Genomic DNA, 16,395 nt, shown 5'->3' with positions numbered 1-16,395 from the left:
AGAGGCCTTCCCTCCGCGGCCCGGGGCAACCCCTCCGGGAGGGCTAAGCGGGCGGAGCCAGGTGCGGGCGTTGCTCCAGCTTGTCCTTCTCGTACGCGCCGCGCGCCTCCTCCGCCGCCCGGGTGGTGGACACCTCGGCGACCGGCACGTCCCACCACGCCTCGGACGACGGGGTGTCGACGTGCGGGTCGGTGACCACGTGGATCACCGTGGTCGTGGTGGCGGCGCGGGCCTCGTCCAGGGCCTTGCGCAGCTCGGCCAGCGTGCCGGCGCGCACGACGGCGGCGCCGAGGCTGGCCGCGTTGGCCGCCAGGTCCACCGGCAGCGGCCCGCCGTCGTAGCGTCCGCCGCCCCGGTAGGCGTAGGCGGTGCCGAGCCGTTCGGCGCCGACGCTCTCGGAGAGGCGGCCGATCGAGGCGAAGCCGGAGTTGTCCACCAGGACCACGGTCAGCTTGACCCCTTCGGCGACGGCCGTGACGAGCTCCTGCGCCATCATCAGGTAGGACCCGTCGCCCACCATGACGAACACCTCGCGTGACGGGTCGGCGAGCTTGACGCCGAGCCCGCCGGCGATCTCGTAGCCCATGCACGAGTAGCCGTACTCGACGTGATAGCTGCCCGGCCCGCTGGGCCGCCAGAGCTTGTGCAGGTCGCCGGGCATGGACCCGGCGGCGCAGATCACCACGCCGTCGTCACCGGCCGCGGCGTTGACCGCGCCGATCACCGCGGGCTGCGGCAGCGGCGAGCCGTCGAGCGCGTACGCCTCGTCGACCAGCGCGTCCCAGGCGCGCGACAGCTCGGCGGCGCGGGCGCGGTGGGCGGCGGGGGCGGCCCAGCCGTCGCAGGCGGCGGCCAGGTCGGCCAGGCCCTCGCGGGCGTCGGCGACGAGCTGGAACCCGGACAGCTTGGCCGCGTCGAAGCCGGTCACGTTCAGGTTGACGAACCGGGCGTCCGGCGCGAACAGCGAGCGGGAGGCCGTGGTGAAGTCGCTGTAGCGGGTGCCGATCCCGATGATCACGTCGGCCTCGCGGGCCAGCGCGTTGGCGGCCGTGGTGCCGGTCGCGCCGACGGCGCCCATCGCCATCGGGTGCCCGTACGGCAGCGCGCCCTTGCCCGCCTGCGTCTCGGCGACGGGGACGCCGTAGGTCTCGGCGAAGGCGCGCAGCTCGGCGGACGCCTCGCTGTAGAGGACGCCGCCGCCCGCGACGATCAGCGGGCGCTCGGCCGACCTGATCACCTCGGCGGCGCGGGCCAGGGCGGCGCGTTCGGGCCGGGGCCTGGGGACGTGCCACACGCGCGGGGCGAACAGCTCGGCGGGCCAGTCGGCGGCCTCGGCCTGCACGTCCTGCGGCAGCGCCAGCGTCACCGCGCCGGTCTCGGCCGGGTCGGTGAGCACCCGCATGGCCGCCAGCAGCGACGACGGGAGCTGCTCGGGCCGGTTGATCCGGTCCCAGAACCGGGAGACCGGCTTGAACGCGTCGTTGACGGAGACGTCGTACGAGCGCGTGTCCTCCAGCTCCTGGAGCACCGGGCTGGCCACGCGGGTGGCGAAGATGTCGCCCGGCAGCAGGAGCACCGGCAGCCGGTTGATCGTCGCCCCGGCCGCGCCGGTGATCATGTTGGTCGCGCCGGGCCCGATGGAGCTCGTGCAGGCCAGCGTGGACAGCCGGTTGCTCGCGCGGGCGTAGGCGGCGGCGGTGTGCACCATCGCCTGCTCGTTGCGGCTGAGGTAGTAGGGCAGCTCCGCGCCGGGGGCGGCCAGCGCCTGGCCGAGCCCGGCGACGTTGCCGTGACCGAAGATGCCGAAGCAGCCGCCGAACAGCCGGTGCTCCACGCCGTCGCGCTCGGTGCGCTGGGCGGCGAGGAAGCGCACCACGGCCTGGGCCACGGTAAGCCTCATGAGGTCCTCCCGAAGGGCAGCCTGGGGTCGATCTCCTGGCCGGTCCAGGAGCCGCGGATCCAGGCGTGGCGGGGATCGTCGCAGAACGCCATCGACCGCTCGGCGGCGGGTCCGGCCAGCACGTTCAGGTAGTACAGGTCGTAGCCGGGCGCGGCCATCGACGGCCCGTGGTAGCCGTAGGGCACGAGCACCACGTCGCCGGAGCCGACCTCGGCCAGCGTGTCGAGGTGGCCCCGCTCGGAGCCGTAGACCCGCTGGTAGCCGAGGCCCTGGTCGGCCACCTCGAAGTAGTAGATCTCCTCCAGCACGGCCTCGCCGGGGCCGGCGGTGTCGTGCTTGTGCGGCGGGTAGGACGACCAGTTGCCGCCCGGCGTGAGCACCTCGACGGCCACGAGCTTGTCGCACGCGAACGCCTCGGGGGAGGCGAAGTTGTTGACCTGGCGGCTGGCCTGCCCGGCTCCGCGCAGCTCGACGGAGACCGCCGACGCGGGCACGTACCGGGCCTCCAGGCGGCGGCCGGCCCGCGCGGACGGCAGCGCGATCCGGCCGGCGCCCTCCAGCACGACGTGCTCGCCGATCGGGAGGTAGGCGAAGTCGGACGGGCCGTCGAACACCGACGGCCGCCCGGACAGCTCGAACGTGCCGGAGCCGTGCGTGACCGTGCACGAGCCCGACAGCGGCAGGACCAGCATCTCCTCGCCGCCGGTGTCGAAGGCGACCGGGGCGCCGTCCAGGTCGGCGATCCGCAGCCCGGAGTAGTCCCACCCGGCCAGGCCGGGGGTGATCTCGACGGCCCAGGGAGCCGCGGCGGCCTTGCCGTACGGAATGTAAGTCATGAACCAGCCTCTCGCACCAGGGTCGCGGCGCCGTCCACGGCGGTGGCGACGTCGTCGTCCGGAGGGTAGAGCAGAGCGCGCCCGACCACGAGCCCCCGCACGCCGGGCAGCAGGAGCGCGCGCCCCCAGTCGGCGTAGGCGGCGGCCACGTCGGGCGGGTCGCCGCCGAGCAGCAGCGCGGGCAGCGTGGTGGCGGCCATGACGCGCTCCATCTCGGCGACCGCGGGGATCTTCAGCCAGGTGTAGGCGGAGGTCACGCCGAGGGCCTGGGCGACGCTGATGGCCCGGATGACGGCGTCGGGCGACAGGTCGTTGCGCACGGCCCCGCTCTCCGAGCGCACCGACCAGAACGGCTCGACCATGGCCACGAGCCGGCGCCGGGCCAGGTCGGTGACGGCGCGGGCGCACGACTCCAGGGTGGCCACGCTGGCGTGGTCGCCGGGGTCGATGCGGCAGAGCATCTTGCCGCCGTCGAGGCGCATGTCGCCGATGGAGGCCGCGTCGAAGCCGGTGAAGCGGTCGTCCAGCTCGAACACCGAGCCCTGGAGCCCGCCCCGGTTCATGGAGCCGAAGGCCAGCTTGCCTTCGAGCGCGCCGAGCAGGAGCAGGTCCTCCAGCACGTCGGGGGAGGCCAGGATGCCGTCGACGCCGGGCCTGGCGAGCGCCACCTGGAGCCGGTCGAGCAGGTCGACGCGGCTGGCCATGGCCAGCGGCCGGTCGCGCACGGCCAGCGCGCCGCGCGCCGGATGGTCGGCGGCGATGATGAGCAGGCGTTCGTCCTCGGCGGGCAGGCCGCGCCGCTGCCGGCGGGCGGCGGCGTGGGCGATCTCCTCGGGCCGGGTGGCGCGGATGTGGGTGAGCTGCTCGTAGCCGACGCTTCGGGGCAGCGTGATGTCGCTCAAGGACGGGCTCCCGTCTGGAGCGCGAGCACCTCGTCGGTGGAGGGCATCGCGTCGGCGCAGGCCAGGCTGGCGGCGACGTGCGCGCCGGCCGCGTTGGCGAAGCGGAGGGTACGTTCCAGCGGCCAGCCGCGCACCAGGCCGAGGCAGAGCGCCCCGCCGAACGCGTCGCCGGCGCCGAGCCCGTTGACCACCTCGACGGGCACGGGCTCGACGACGACGTGCTCGTCCTTGGTGCGGGCCAGCACCCCGGCGGGGCCCAGCTTGACCACGGCCACCTCCATGCCGGCGTCGAGCAGCGCCTGCGCCGCCTCTTCGGGGTCGCGGGTGCCGACGGCGATCTCCACCTCGTCGAGGTTGCCGACGGCCACGTTGGCGTGCCCGAGCGCGCGGCGCACCTCGCGGCGGGCGGCCTCGGGCGACTCCCACAGCGTCGGGCGGTGGTCCAGGTCGAACACCGTCCACCCGGACGTGCGGGCCTCCAGCGCGGCGGCGTGCGCGGACCGGCTGGGCTCCTGGCTCAGCCCGGTGCCGGTGAACCAGAAGACCGACGCCTCGCGGATCGCGGCCAGGTCCAGCGACTCGGGTGTCAGCCGCAGGTCAGGCGGATGCTCGCCCCGGTAGAAGTAGATCGGGAAGTGGTCGGGCGGGAAGATCTCGCAGAACGTGACCGGGGTGGGCGGCCCCTCGACCGTGCCCACGAAGGCGTCGTCCACACCGAACCCGCGGATCGCCTGCCGTACCCATTCGCCGAAGGGATCCGCGCCCACGGCGGTCACCACGGCGGAGCGCAGCCCGTGTCGGGCCGCCGCCACCGCGACGTTGGTCGGGCTGCCGCCGAGGAACTTGCCGAAGGTCTCGACGTGGGCCAGGCCCACGCCGGTCTGCAGCGGATAGATGTCGACGCCGCAGCGGCCGATCGTGATCAGGTCGAACAACGCACCTCCAGAGATGGAGCCTTCCGCCCAACACTATGGCATATTGTCATGACATTCGGATGTCCGCTATGTTACTGAATGTGCCCTGGCCGTATCCCCCGATGGGCGGCCCCGCCGGCGCGTCGCATAGTGTCGGGCTGGCGGTCCGTCTCCCAACGGGCAAAGTCGCAGCATGAGGGCACGCTCCTGGATATGGCAAGGTCTTTACGTCATATGGATGTCATGACATATTGGCCCTGACTTCCTCCCTTTTAGGACGTGTCGGAGGGTTTGCATGGTGTTGCGGAAAAGGTCGGTGGTCGCGGTGTTGGCCGCGTCCGCGCTGGGACTCGCCGGGTGCGGCCAGTCGTCCGGCGGTGGCGGAGGTGACGCCATCGAGCTGACGATCAGCCAGAACGCCATCGCCGGCGGCAAGAACGCGGCAGCCGCCGACCACATCGCCAACTGGGTGATCCCCAAGTTCGAGGAGGCCCAGAAGGCCAAGGGCAAGGACGTCACGGTCAAGTTCGTCCCCAGCGGAGTCGACGACGAACAGTACAAGACCAAGCTCTCCCTGGACCTGAAGTCAGGCAAGGGCGCGGACGTGATCGACATCGACGGCATCTGGGCGGGCGAGTTCGCCGAGGCAGGCTACATCAAGCCGCTGGCCGAGCTGGTCGGTCCCGAGGCGGACAGCTGGGACGGCTGGCAGCAGATCCCCGAGGCCGTGCAGGGCCTGGCCACCTTCGAAGGCAAGAAGTACGCGCTGCCCGTCGGCACCGACGGCCGCGTCCTCTACTTCAACAAGACGCTGTTCACCAAGGCCGGGCTGCCCGCCGACTGGCAGCCCACGAGCTGGCAGGAGATCCTCGACGCGGCCGCCAAGCTCAAGTCGTCCGGCGTCCCCGTGCCGATCCAGATCAACGCCGGCACCGCGATGGGCGAGGCCACCACGATGCAGGGCGTGCTGCCGCTGCTCGCGGGCGCGGGCGGCGAGGTGCAGAAGGACGGCAAGTGGACCGGCGCGTCCCAGCCGCTGAAGGACACCCTCGGCCTCTACCAGAAGATCTACGGCGGCGGCCTCGGCGACCCCAAGCTCCAGCAGGAGGCCAAGGGCCGCGACAAGTCGTTCCAGCAGTTCGCCGAGGGCAAGATCGGCATCCTGCTCGAAGGCGACTACTTCTGGCGCGGCGTGGTCAACCCCAAGGACGGCGTCGCCAAGATGGAGGACCGCGACCAGGTCGTCGGCTACGCCAAGATCCCGGCCATCGAGCCCGGCAAGGGCATCCGCGGCCAGGACTTCGTCAGCATGTCCGGCGGCGCGCTGCGCACGGTCAACCCCAACACCAAGCACCCGAAGGAAGCCTTCGAACTGCTCGCCTTCACGCTCTCGGCCGACGCGCTGAAGGAGGAGACCAAGGACGGCAACGTCCGGATCACCCCGCGCAGCGACGTCAACAAGGAGATCCTGGCCGGTGAGCCGCTGCTGACCTACATCTCCGAGCAGGTGCTGCCGCTGACGGCCTACCGGCCGCCGGTCGCGCTCTACCCGCAGGTGTCGGTCGCGCTGCAGGAGGCCACCGCCGCGGTGGCCGGCGGCACCCCGGCCGACCAGGCGGCCGCGGACTACCAGAAGAAGCTCGAAGGGCTCGTCGGTGGCGCAGGTAACATCGCCTCCTGAGCCGGCCGAGGTCGTCAGCCCGGCCCCCGCCCGCCGCTACAGCTCCGACGCGGCGGGCCTGGGCCGGCTGCGGGCGGGCGCCTTCGTGGCGCCCGCTCTGGCGCTGATCGCGGTCTTCCTGGTCTTCCCCGCGCTCTGGGTGATCTACCTGGGGCTGACGAACTACCGGCTGACCGGCGCCGCCGCGGCCGAGCCGCAGTACGTCGGGCTGGACAACTTCGTCAAGGCCGTCACCGACCCGGAGTTCTGGGACTCCACCTGGCTGACCTTCCAGTTCGTGCTGGGCTCGGCCGTCATCGGGCAGGTGGTGCTCGGCTTCACCCTGGCCTGGATGCTGAAGGACCGGCGCGGCACGCTCAAGAGCGTGGTCGAGGGCCTGGTCATCCTGGCCTGGATCCTGCCGAGCGCCGTGGTGTCGTTCCTGTGGGTGGCGCTGCTCGACCGCGACGCCGGCACCCTCAACGCGCTGCTCGGCATCCCCGGCTTCGCCTGGCTGCTCGACCACCCGATGCTGTCGATCATCATCTTCAACACCTGGCGCGGCACCGCGTTCTCGATGATGCTCTACGGCGCGGCGCTCGGGAACGTGCCGCCGTCGCACCTGGAGAGCGCCCGGCTGGCCGGGGCGTCCGGCTGGCAGCAGTTGCGTGACGTGGTGTTCCCGCACATCCGCGGGCACATCCTGACCAACCTGCTGCTGATCAGCCTGTGGACGTTCAACGACTTCAGCCCCTTCCTGCTCACGGCGGGCGGCCCCGACGGCAAGTCCGAGGTGCTGGCCGTGCACGTGTACAAGGTCGCGCTGCAGAACGGCGACCTGGGCTACGGCGCGGCGATCTCCACCGTGATCCTGCTCATCAACCTGGTCGTGGCGGTGTTCTACCTGCGGCTGCTCAGGAGCAAGAAATGACCCGCACCTGGGCCGGCCGGATCGGCTTCTACACGCTGATCGCGGTGCTCCTGGCCTTCTTCACGATCCCGCTGCTGTGGCTGGCGGCGGCGCCGTTCACCTCGGACCCGACGTACGAGGTCCGGATGCCGGACTTCACGTTCGAGAACTTCCAGACGATCATCGAGCACCCGTACGCGCTCGGCTCGCTGGTGAACTCGCTGATCCTGGCGATCGGCACCGCGCTGCTGGTGGTGGTGCTGTCGGCGCTGGCCGCCTACGCGCTCAGCCGGGTGCGCATCCCGGGCCGCGACGCGCTGCTCTACGCGCTGCTGCTGCTCTCGTCGATCATCACCGGGACCGCCGCGATGGTGCCGCTGTTCCAGCTCGCCATCGAGCTCGGCCTGATCGACTCGCACACCGGGCTGATCCTCATCCTGACCGGCGGCCTGCTGCCGGCCGCGATTTTCATGATCAAGGACTTCATGGACGCCACGCCGAAGTCCTACGAGGAGTCGGCGCGGGTGTTCGGCGCCTCGCCGCTCCAGATCGTCCGCCACGTGGTCACCCCCGTGGTGCGGCCCGGCCTGGCGACGATCGCGGTGTGGACGATCGCCAACGTGTGGGGCAACTTCCTGATGCCGTTCCTGCTGCTCAGCGACGTGGAGAAGCAGCCGGCCGCGGTGATCATGTACACCCTCTACACCGAGGGCGGCCAGGCCAACCTCAGGGTGCTGTCGACCTTCGGCCTGCTCTACTCGGTACCGGTCGTGCTCATGTACCTGTTCGTCAGCAAGAAGTACGGCTTCCGCTTCCACGGAGGGATCAAGCGCTAAATGGCCGCTATCGAACTTCGGGGCCTGACCAAGGTCTATCCCGGCGGGGTGAAGGCGCTCGACTCGCTCGACCTGACCGTCCCCGACGGCGAGTTCTTCGCCCTGCTCGGCCCCTCGGGCTGCGGGAAGACCACGCTGCTGCGCACGATCGCCGGGCTGGAGACCGCCACCGGCGGCGCCGTCGTGATCGGCGGGCGGGACGTGACCGGCGTGCAGCCGGGCGGACGCGACATCGCCATGGTCTTCCAGGACTACGCCCTGTTCCCGCACATGGACGTCAGCGACAACATCGCCTACCCGCTGCGCATCAAGAAGGTCCCCAAGGCCGCCCGCCACGCCAAGGCCGCCGAGGTCGGCGCCCGGCTCGGACTGGAGCGGCTCATGGACCGGCGGCCCGGCCAGCTCTCCGGCGGCCAGCAGCAGCGCGTCGCGCTGGCCCGCGTCATGGCCACCCAGGCGCAGGCGTTCCTGTTCGACGAGCCGCTGTCCAACCTGGACGCCCGGCTGCGGCTGGAGGCGCGCACGTTCCTGAAGAAGCTCCAGCGCGAGCTCGGCGTCACCACCGTCTTCGTCACCCACGACCAGGCCGAGGCGCTGGCGATGGCCGACCGCATGGCCGTCATGGAGGCCGGGCACATCCGCCAGATCGGCACCCCCGCCGAGGTGTTCCAGCGGCCCGCCAACACGTTCGTGGCCGCCTTCATCGGCTCCACCCCGATGAACCTGCTGGACGCCGTCGTCAGGGGTGACACGCTGGAGGTGGCCGGGTGCAAGCTGCCCGTCCCCGCCTCCGCGGAAGGACTCCTGACCGAGGGGGAGAAACTGGTGTACGGGGTGCGTCCCGAATACATGACCTACTCGGCGCAGCCGGTCGACGGGTCGCTGACCGGCGGCGTCGTCATCCTGGAGAACCTGGGGGCCTCCCACCTGGTCACCCTGGACGTGTCGGGCGTGCTCGTGCAGGCCGTCGTCCCCGAGGGGCACGAGCCGGCGCTGGGCGAGCAGGGCTACGCGGTGCCCCGGGGCGACCGGGCGCTGGTCTACCGTGACGGCGAGCTGGTGACGGCATGAGCGTGATCCGTGGGCACTGGAGCCTGGACGACCGGCTGGAGCGCATCCTGCGCGAGGTGCCCTTCGAGGTGCCAGAGGGCGCCCCGGCGGTCACCGTACGGCTGTCCTACGACCGGTCGCAGGGCGTGCTCGACCTCGGCTGCGGCGGCCCCGGCGGGTTCCGCGGCTGGTCGGGCGGCGCCCGCGACTCCTACACGATCACCCAGGGCTGGGCCACGCCCGGCTACCTGCCCGGCGAGGTCGAAGCGGGCCAGTGGCGGGTGTGGCTGCGGCTGCACCGCGTCCCGCCGCAGGGCCTCGACTACACGCTGGAGATCGACACCGCGCCCGTGCCCGAGCCGGAGAGCGCCGAGCCGCCGCACGGGGAGCGCCCGCCGCGCCGCGACATCCCGGACGTCGGCGGGCTGCGCTGGTTCGCCGGCGACTTCCACGCCCACACGCTGCACAGCGACGGGGCGCTCACCGTCGCCGAGCTGGCGGAGCTGGCGCTGGGGCGCGGCCTGGACTTCCTCGCCGTCACCGACCACAACACCGTCAGCCACCACCCCGAGCTGGCCAAGGCCGGCCGGGCCATCACGCTGCTGCCCGGCCAGGAGGTCACCACCGACCGGGGGCACGCCAACGTGTTCGGCGACGTCGGCTGGGTCGACTTCCGGCAGCCCGCCGACTCCTGGGTCGAGCACGCCGATCGGGCGGGCGGGCTGATCTCCATCAACCACCCGCTCGGCGGCGACTGCGCCTGGCTCCAGCCGCTCACGGAACGGCCCAGGGTCGCCGAGGTCTGGCACTCCGGCTGGTGGGACCGCCGCTGGGGCGCGCCCCTGGCCTGGGCCGACGCCTGGCACCCCGACCTGGTGGCGATCGGCGCCAGCGACTTCCACCGGCCCGGCTCCGACGGGCTGCCCGGCTCGCCCACCACGTGGGTGCTGGCCGAGGACCCCGGCGCCGCGTTCGACGCCGTAGCGGCGGGCCGTACGGCGATCTCCGCCGGGCCCGGCGCGCCGCTGCTCCTGCGGCTGGGCGACGAACTGCTCGCCCTGGACGCCGACGGGCTCATCCTGGTCCGCCCCGGCGGCGCCCGCCAGGTGATCCGCGGCGACCGCGTGCTGCTGCCCGCCGCCGAAGGGCGGCACCGACTCGAAACCTACGAGAACGAGGTGATGGCTCTATGCGCCTGATCAGTGTCGCCAACGCCCCGGTGAGCTTCGGCGTGTTCGAGCTGAGCGACGCCCCGCCGCCGCTGACCGCCGCCGAGATGGTCGGCGCGATCGCCGGCGCCGGCTACGCGGGCATCGACCTCGGCCCCATCGGCTACCTCGGCACCAAGGACGACCTGGCCGAGCGGCTGGGCGGGCTGCTGCTCGCGGGCGGCTGGGCCGACCTGCGCTACAGCGACGCCGAGGCGTTCAAGCAGGGGCTGGCCGCGCTCGACGCGACGCTCGACGTGTTCGACGCCGCCCCGGCCGCGCCCGCGCACCTGGCGCCCCGGCCCACGCTCGGCTGCTCCGGCTCGCCCGCGCGCTTCGCCCGCCCCGGCGGGAACGCGCCCGGGCTGGAGGCGTCCGAATGGGCCGGTTACGCCTCCCGCGTCCAGGAGGCGGCCCAGCGCTGCCGCGACCGCGGCTACGAGCCCGCCTTCCACCACCATCTCGGCACGTACGTCGAGACGCCCGAGGACGTCGAGCGGCTGCTGGAGCTGACCGACGTGCAGCTCTGCCTCGACACCGGCCACCTGCTGCTGGCCGGCGGCGACCCGGTGACCGCGTTGCGCGACTGGTCGGGCCGCGTCGGCCACGTCCACGTCAAGGACGGCGACCGCGCGATCCTCGCCCAGGCCCTGGCCGACGGCGTGGACCTGCGCGAGCTGATGGGCCGCGGCGGCTTCGCGCCGCTGGGCGAGGGCGAGCTCGACCTGCCCGGCGTGATCAGCACGCTCGGCGAGATCGGCTACCAGGGCTGGGTCATCATCGAGCAGGACACGCTGCCCGGACGCCGGTCAGTTGAGCGGAACATCGCCGATCAAGCTGCCAATCGCGAGAAGCTACGGGAACTCGGACTTTGAGGCCACGCCGGAGGGGCTGGCTGGTTGAGACCATGCTGGAGGAGCGGGTTTGAAGATCGCGCTTGTCGGATGCGGAGCCGTCACGCAAGCGGTGTACGTGCCGTTGCTGTCGCGCCGCCGAGATCTGTTCGAGGTGACGGCCGTCTGCGACCTGTCGCGGACGCTCGCCGACGCCGTGGGTGACCGGCTCGGCGCCCCCGGCCGCCACACCGAACTCGCCCGGATGCTGGAGGCCGGCGGCTTCGACGCCGTGCTCGTGCTCGCCTCCGGTTCCCACGGCGAGACCGTGCGGCAGGCGCTCGCGGCCGGCTACGCCGTGCTGTGCGAGAAGCCGCTGGCGCTGACCCGCGCCGAGGTCGACGCGCTGCCCGAGGGGCGGCTCATGGTCGGCTACATGAAGCAGTACGACCCGGCCGTGCGCCGGGCCGAGGAGTTGCTGGCCGAGCTCGGCGGCCCGGGGCGGATCCGGTCGGTCGAGGTGACGGTGCTGCACCCGAGCGGGGAGTCGCAGCTCGCCTTCGCCAACCTGACCCAGGCCCGCGACGTGTCCCCGGAGCTGCTCGCCTCGCTGCGGGCGGCCGAGGACGGGCTGGTGTCGAAGGCGCTCGGCGAGTCCGCGCCCGCCGCCGTGCGCTCCCTGTACGGGGTGGCGCTCGGGTCGATCTGTCACGACCTGTCGCTGCTGCGCCGCTTCACCGGCTCCCCCCACGAGATCGCGCACGTCGAGACCTGGGGGGAGGCGCCCGGGTCGATCGAGATCTCCGGGCCGCTGCCCGCCGCCGGCCGGTTCGCCATCCGCTGGCACTACCTGGAGGACTACCCGGCCTACCGTGAGAGCGTGGTCATCCACCACGACAGCGGCTCGCTGGAGCTGGTCTTCCCCTCGCCCTACCTGATGAACGCGCCCACCACGCTCACCGTCGTGTCCGGCGGCGAGAGCCGCACCGAGTGGCGTGACGTGACCGAGGCGTTCGAGGTGCAGCTGGCCGCCTTCCACGCGTTCGTCAACGACGGCAAGCCGCCCCTGACCGACGCCGCCGGAGCGCTGGAGGACATCGTCACCGCCCAGCGCATCGCCGCCCGCTACGCCGTCCAGCACGACCTGCCGATCGGAGGCGAAGCCGCATGACCGCGGAGATCGTCGTCGTCCCGCACACCCACTGGGACCGCGAGTGGTACGAGCCCTTCCAGCGTTTCCGGCTGCGGCTGGTGGCGCTGCTGGACGAGGTGCTCGACACGATGGAGAAGGACCCCGACTACCACTTCACGCTCGACGGGCAGCTCGCCTGCGTGGACGACTACCTGGAGGTGCGCCCGGAGAACCGCGACCGGATCGCCGCCCTGGTCGAGTCCGGGCGGCTGGCGGTCGGGCCGTGGCAGATCCTGCTCGACGAGTTCCTGTGCTCCGGCGAGAACATCGTGCGCAACCTGGAGCTCGGCATGGCCAGGGCGGACAAGCTCGGCGGCGCGATGGCCGTCGGCTACCTGCCGGACATGTTCGGGCACACCGCGCAGATGCCGCAGATCCTCAGGCGGGCCGGGCTGCTGCACGCCTGCGTCTACCGGGGCGTGCCCGCGTCCGTCACCACCGACGCCTTCGCCTGGGTCGCGCCCGACGGCACCGCCATCCGGGCTCAGTACCTGCCCGCCGGCGGCTACGGCAACGGCGCCCACCTGTTCGAGGACCCCGCCCAGCTCGACGAGCGCGGCGCCGCGTTCGTCCGCACCATGCGCGGCTGGCACGGTCCCGACGGGCCGCTGCTGGCCATGTACGGCACCGACCACTCGGCCCCGGTGCGCGGCCTGCCCGACATGGTCAAGCAGCTCGGCGCCCGCATGGACACCCTGTCCGGCTACATCGAGGCGCACTCCGCCGACGTGACCGGGCTGCCCCGCGTCACCGGCGAGCTGCGCTCGCACGCCCGGGCCAACATCCTGCCGGGCGTGATCTCCGTACGCGCCCACGTCAAGCAGGCGATGAGCCGCGCCGAGCGGATGGTCGAGCGCTACGCCGAGCCGCTGGCCGCGCTCTGGGGCGGCGAGTGGCCCGGCCGCTTCCTCGACATGGCCTGGTGGCGGCTGGTCGACGCCAGCGGCCACGACTCGGTCACCGGCTGCGGCGTGGACGAGACCGCCCAGCAGGTGGCGGCCCGCATCGCCGAGGCCGAGCACCTGGGCCAGGCCGTGCGCGACATGGTGACGGCCCGGCTGGCCGGCACGGTGCCGTCCGGCGCCGTGCTCGTCGTCAACCCGACGCCCGCCCCGAGACGCGGCGTCGTGGCGATCAACGTGGCCGGCAGCGACCCGCTGCTCGACGCCGACGGGGTCAAGGTCCCGCTCCAGCCGCTGGAGTACGCCCCGACGCTGCTGCTCGACGAGGAGATGGACCCGGCCACTGCGCTGACCTTCATCCACGGCACCGAGCTGTACGGCCAGCACATCACCGGCTGGTCGGTCGACGACGGCGTGCTGACCTTCACCGTCGCCCGCGAGTCGAGCGCGGCCTTCAACGTGGGCCAGGTGCGCGGCGCGCTGGAGGGCGTGACCCGCGTCCGCATCCTCGCCGAGGCCCGCCGCACGCTGGCCGCGTACGTGAGCACGCCGCCGCTCGGCCACGCCGCGGTGCGCACCGCCCCCTACTCGGAGGTGGCCGGGGCCCCGTCCGGAGACCCGTTCGTGCCGGTGCGCGCCGAGGAGCGGATGCTCGACAACGGGCTGCTCAACGTCGAGGTGGCGCGTGACGGCACGCTCACGCTGACCAGCGCCGACGGCGTCACGCTGACCGGGGCGGGGCGGATCGTCGACGGCGGCGACGTGGGCGACAGCTACAACTACGCGCCTCCGGCCCACGACCGCCTCGTGCAGGACCCGGAGTCGGTGCACGTGTCGAAGGTGTGCTCGGGGCCGCTGGTGGCGGCGTTCGACGTGTGGCGCACCTACCAGTGGCCGGCCGCCGGCGACGGGATCGACGGCACCCCGGAGATCCCGGCGCAGTCGCGTACCGAGGTCACCGAGGAGATCGCCGTGCGCACCCGGGTCGAGCTGCGCGCGGGCGAGCCGTTCGCGCGGCTGACCGTGGAGTTCGACAACCGGTGCGCCGACCACCGGGTGCGGCTGCACGTGCCGCTGCCCGAGCGGGCGACGCGGTCGCACGCCGAGGGGCAGTTCGCCGTCGTCACGCGCGGCCTGGACGCCGAGGGCGGCTGCGGCGAGGAGCCGCTGCCGACGTTCCCCGCCTCCTCGTGGGTGGCGGCCGGGGGAGTGGCGGCGCTGCTGGAGCACGTCACCGAGTACGAGCTGGTCGACGACGGGAAGGAGCTGGCGCTCACGCTGCTGCGCTCGATCGGCTTCCTGTCGCGCAACCGTCACGTGCTGCGCCCCGAGCCCGCCGGGCCGCAACTGCCGACCCCGGCGGCGCAGTCGCGCGGGCTGCGCTCGGTGGAGCTGGCGCTGATGCCCTACAGCGGCACCTGGAAGGCGGTGCCCGAGGCGGCCGAGACGTTCCGGCACGACCTGCTGGCCGTGGCGGGCACCGGCGACCCGGCGCTGCCGCTGCCCGCGCCCGCCGCGGGGCTGTCGGTGGCCGGTGACGGCGTCGTCATGACGTCGCTGCGGGTCCGCGACGGCTGGCAGGAGCTGCGCGTGGTCGCGCTCACGGACGAGGCGACCGAGGCGGTCGTCGAGGGCGGGTTCACCCGGGCCCGCCTCGCCGACCTGCGCGGGCGCCCCGGCGCTGAGGTGCCGGTGACCGGCGGGGTGCTCCGGCTGCCGCTGTCGGCCTGGGAGATCGCGACGGTCCAGCTCTCCTAGTCGTGCAGGCCGAGCTGACGGGCCGCCTGGAGGGCCAGCCAGACCTCGGCGAAGGCGGCGCTGGACGACAGGTCGCGGCCCGTCAGGGCGGCGAAGCGGCGCAGCCGGTAGGCGAGCGTGTTGGGGTGGACGTGCAGGGCGGCCGCCGCGTCCTCGGTGCGGCGGTCGCGTTCCATCCAGGTGCGCACCGAGGCGAGCAGCCGTGAGTCGTGCGCCTCGTCGTAGGCGAGGACCTCGCCCAGCACGTCGTCCACCAGCGCGGTGAGCGTGTCGGCGTCGTCGGGCAGCCACCGGCCGGTGGTGTCGTCGCCGTAGTGGACGAGCGGCCGGCCCGACGCGGCGGCCCGGTCGGCGGCCCAGACGGCCTCGCGCCGGGCCACCCGGGTGGAGCCGCCCGCCGCGAACGGCCTGCTCACCCCGGTCCTGGCCCCGGCCAGTGCCGTGAGCGCGTCGCCCAGCCCGGGGGCGCCGAGCACGTAGTGGTCGCTGCCGCGCCGCAGCATCAGGTGCGGATGGTCGGCCAGCGCCCGGCGCAGCGCGTCGTCGGCCGCGCCCCGTACGACCATCAGGACCGTCTCCCCGTCGGCGGCCAGGCCGAGCCGGGCCAGGCGGCGGCGGGCCGTGGCCGGGTCGAGCACGTCCTGCAGCAGCTCGGCCAGCGTCTCGGCGCCCTCGCGGCGCAGCGTCTCGCGCTCGTGCCTGGCCATCGCCACCTGGAGGGCCGCGACCGTGGCGATGTGCTGCACCACGGCCAGCCCGGCGGGCCTGGCGCCCTCCCGCTCGAAGGCCACCAGGAACCCGGCCGGGCCGCCGGGCGCGGGCACCGGCAGCGCGAAGCCGCCCGGGATCGTGGGCGGCGCGTCGGGGGCCGACGGCAGCGCGTCGAGCGACGGCACGGGCACCCCGGGCAGCAGCGGGCGCCCCTGCGGCGTGCACAGGTAGACGTCGTAGCCCGACAGCCGCTCCAGCCGTTTGAACAGCGTGGCCGTGTCCAGGTCCTCGGCCGCCAGCCAGCGCAGCGCGCCGAACACCTGCAACTGCGCGCCCAGCCGGTGCCGGGCGTCCTCCTGCACGGCCGCGGCCACCTCCTGGGCGATCGCGATGAACGGCACCGCCAGCGGCACCTCCAGCACCGGCATCCCGCGCGCCTCGGCCGCCTCGAAGAACGCCTCGTGCAGCGGCGGCACGTGGAGCTGCGCCGACAGCGCCAGCGCCGAGACGCCCGCGTCGTCCAGCCGCTCCAGGTAGGCGCGCTGCCGGGCCGCCGCGCGTGGCACGCCGATGCCCGTCGTCATGATCACCTCGGCGCCGAGCAGCCACGGCGTCGGGTCGTCCAGCTCGCTCACGTGCGCCCACGACACCGACCGCCCCACCCCGGCCTCGCCGGCGAGCAGGCGGAGCTGGAGCGCGGGCGAGCGCAGCAGATCCTCGACCGTCACCTTGTGCTCAGCCACAACCCCCACCGTAGTACTTCGTGAATCGCCCAATTGCCGC

At 73.2% G+C, this 16,395-nt stretch carries 13 protein-coding genes; 8 read left to right on the top strand and 5 right to left on the bottom strand.

Annotated elements, in window-relative coordinates; translation table 11 throughout:
• Nucleotides 1-43 precede the first annotated feature (43 nt).
• The 4 genes from iolD to iolC are packed head-to-tail and all read right to left on the bottom strand — an operon-like array spanning nt 44 to nt 4,573.
• Nucleotides 44-1,900, bottom strand: a complete 1,857-nt coding sequence (gene iolD, locus ACWDXC_RS00280; RefSeq protein WP_449976443.1) for a 3D-(3,5/4)-trihydroxycyclohexane-1,2-dione acylhydrolase (decyclizing) — start codon at nt 1,898-1,900, stop codon at nt 44-46.
• The gene (gene iolB, locus ACWDXC_RS00275) at nt 1,897-2,736 is read right to left on the bottom strand and encodes a 5-deoxy-glucuronate isomerase (RefSeq protein WP_449976440.1); all 840 of its coding nucleotides are present in this window, start codon (nt 2,734-2,736) and stop codon (nt 1,897-1,899) included. Before iolB ends, iolD begins: the two co-directional genes overlap by 4 nt.
• Nucleotides 2,733-3,638: a Cgl0159 family (beta/alpha)8-fold protein gene (locus ACWDXC_RS00270; RefSeq protein WP_449976437.1), complete on the bottom strand. Its 906-nt coding sequence runs from the start codon at nt 3,636-3,638 to the stop codon at nt 2,733-2,735. Before ACWDXC_RS00270 ends, iolB begins: the two co-directional genes overlap by 4 nt.
• Nucleotides 3,635-4,573 (bottom strand): 5-dehydro-2-deoxygluconokinase, encoded by a 939-nt coding sequence (gene iolC, locus ACWDXC_RS00265; RefSeq protein WP_449976435.1) that lies wholly within the window; start codon nt 4,571-4,573, stop codon nt 3,635-3,637. Before iolC ends, ACWDXC_RS00270 begins: the two co-directional genes overlap by 4 nt.
• Before the next feature lie 274 nt (nt 4,574-4,847).
• Between iolC and ACWDXC_RS00260 the strand changes: the two genes are divergently transcribed.
• The 8 genes from ACWDXC_RS00260 to ACWDXC_RS00225 are packed head-to-tail and all read left to right on the top strand — an operon-like array spanning nt 4,848 to nt 14,901.
• Complete coding sequence (locus ACWDXC_RS00260; RefSeq protein ID WP_449976433.1) at nt 4,848-6,233, top strand: extracellular solute-binding protein; 1,386 nt, start codon at nt 4,848-4,850, stop codon at nt 6,231-6,233.
• Nucleotides 6,208-7,143, top strand: a complete 936-nt coding sequence (locus ACWDXC_RS00255; RefSeq protein ID WP_449976431.1) for a carbohydrate ABC transporter permease — start codon at nt 6,208-6,210, stop codon at nt 7,141-7,143. Before ACWDXC_RS00260 ends, ACWDXC_RS00255 begins: the two co-directional genes overlap by 26 nt.
• Nucleotides 7,140-7,958, top strand: coding sequence for a carbohydrate ABC transporter permease (locus ACWDXC_RS00250; protein ID WP_219509985.1), 819 nt, complete (start codon nt 7,140-7,142; stop codon nt 7,956-7,958). Before ACWDXC_RS00255 ends, ACWDXC_RS00250 begins: the two co-directional genes overlap by 4 nt.
• Complete coding sequence (locus ACWDXC_RS00245; RefSeq protein WP_449976428.1) at nt 7,959-9,029, top strand: ABC transporter ATP-binding protein; 1,071 nt, start codon at nt 7,959-7,961, stop codon at nt 9,027-9,029.
• Entirely contained in the window at nt 9,026-10,207 is a 1,182-nt protein-coding gene (locus tag ACWDXC_RS00240; RefSeq protein ID WP_449976426.1) for a CehA/McbA family metallohydrolase, read from the top strand. Before ACWDXC_RS00245 ends, ACWDXC_RS00240 begins: the two co-directional genes overlap by 4 nt.
• Nucleotides 10,198-11,091, top strand: coding sequence for a TIM barrel protein (locus ACWDXC_RS00235; protein ID WP_364180299.1), 894 nt, complete (start codon nt 10,198-10,200; stop codon nt 11,089-11,091). The genes ACWDXC_RS00240 and ACWDXC_RS00235 overlap by 10 nt, the downstream gene beginning before the upstream one ends.
• A 49-nt stretch (nt 11,092-11,140) precedes the next feature.
• On the top strand, nt 11,141-12,220 hold the full coding sequence (locus ACWDXC_RS00230; protein WP_449976422.1) for a Gfo/Idh/MocA family protein: 1,080 nt from the start codon (nt 11,141-11,143) through the stop codon (nt 12,218-12,220).
• Nucleotides 12,217-14,901, top strand: a complete 2,685-nt coding sequence (locus ACWDXC_RS00225) for a glycoside hydrolase family 38 N-terminal domain-containing protein (protein WP_449976420.1) — start codon at nt 12,217-12,219, stop codon at nt 14,899-14,901. Before ACWDXC_RS00230 ends, ACWDXC_RS00225 begins: the two co-directional genes overlap by 4 nt.
• Here the strand turns inward: ACWDXC_RS00225 and ACWDXC_RS00220 are convergent.
• The gene (locus tag ACWDXC_RS00220) at nt 14,898-16,355 is read right to left on the bottom strand and encodes a PucR family transcriptional regulator (protein ID WP_449976418.1); all 1,458 of its coding nucleotides are present in this window, start codon (nt 16,353-16,355) and stop codon (nt 14,898-14,900) included. The genes ACWDXC_RS00225 and ACWDXC_RS00220 overlap by 4 nt on opposite strands.
• Between the last annotated feature and the right edge of the window lie 40 nt (nt 16,356-16,395).

The organism is Nonomuraea sp. NPDC003214 (genome assembly GCF_053590035.1).
This window is presented reverse-complemented; position numbering and strand designations above follow the sequence as displayed.

What these genes read in the sequence shown, in the direction of transcription:
- iolD (WP_449976443.1), bottom strand. Translation starts at nt 1,900, where the DNA reads ATGAGGCTTACCGTGGCCCAGGCCGTGGTGCGCTTCCTCGCCGCCCAG.
- ACWDXC_RS00245 (WP_449976428.1), top strand. Translation starts at nt 7,959, where the DNA reads ATGGCCGCTATCGAACTTCGGGGCCTGACCAAGGTCTATCCCGGCGGG.
- ACWDXC_RS00250 (WP_219509985.1), top strand. Translation starts at nt 7,140, where the DNA reads ATGACCCGCACCTGGGCCGGCCGGATCGGCTTCTACACGCTGATCGCG.
- ACWDXC_RS00260 (WP_449976433.1), top strand. Translation starts at nt 4,848, where the DNA reads ATGGTGTTGCGGAAAAGGTCGGTGGTCGCGGTGTTGGCCGCGTCCGCG.
- ACWDXC_RS00225 (WP_449976420.1), top strand. Translation starts at nt 12,217, where the DNA reads ATGACCGCGGAGATCGTCGTCGTCCCGCACACCCACTGGGACCGCGAG.
- ACWDXC_RS00240 (WP_449976426.1), top strand. Translation starts at nt 9,026, where the DNA reads ATGAGCGTGATCCGTGGGCACTGGAGCCTGGACGACCGGCTGGAGCGC.
- ACWDXC_RS00235 (WP_364180299.1), top strand. Translation starts at nt 10,198, where the DNA reads ATGCGCCTGATCAGTGTCGCCAACGCCCCGGTGAGCTTCGGCGTGTTC.
- iolB (WP_449976440.1), bottom strand. Translation starts at nt 2,736, where the DNA reads ATGACTTACATTCCGTACGGCAAGGCCGCCGCGGCTCCCTGGGCCGTC.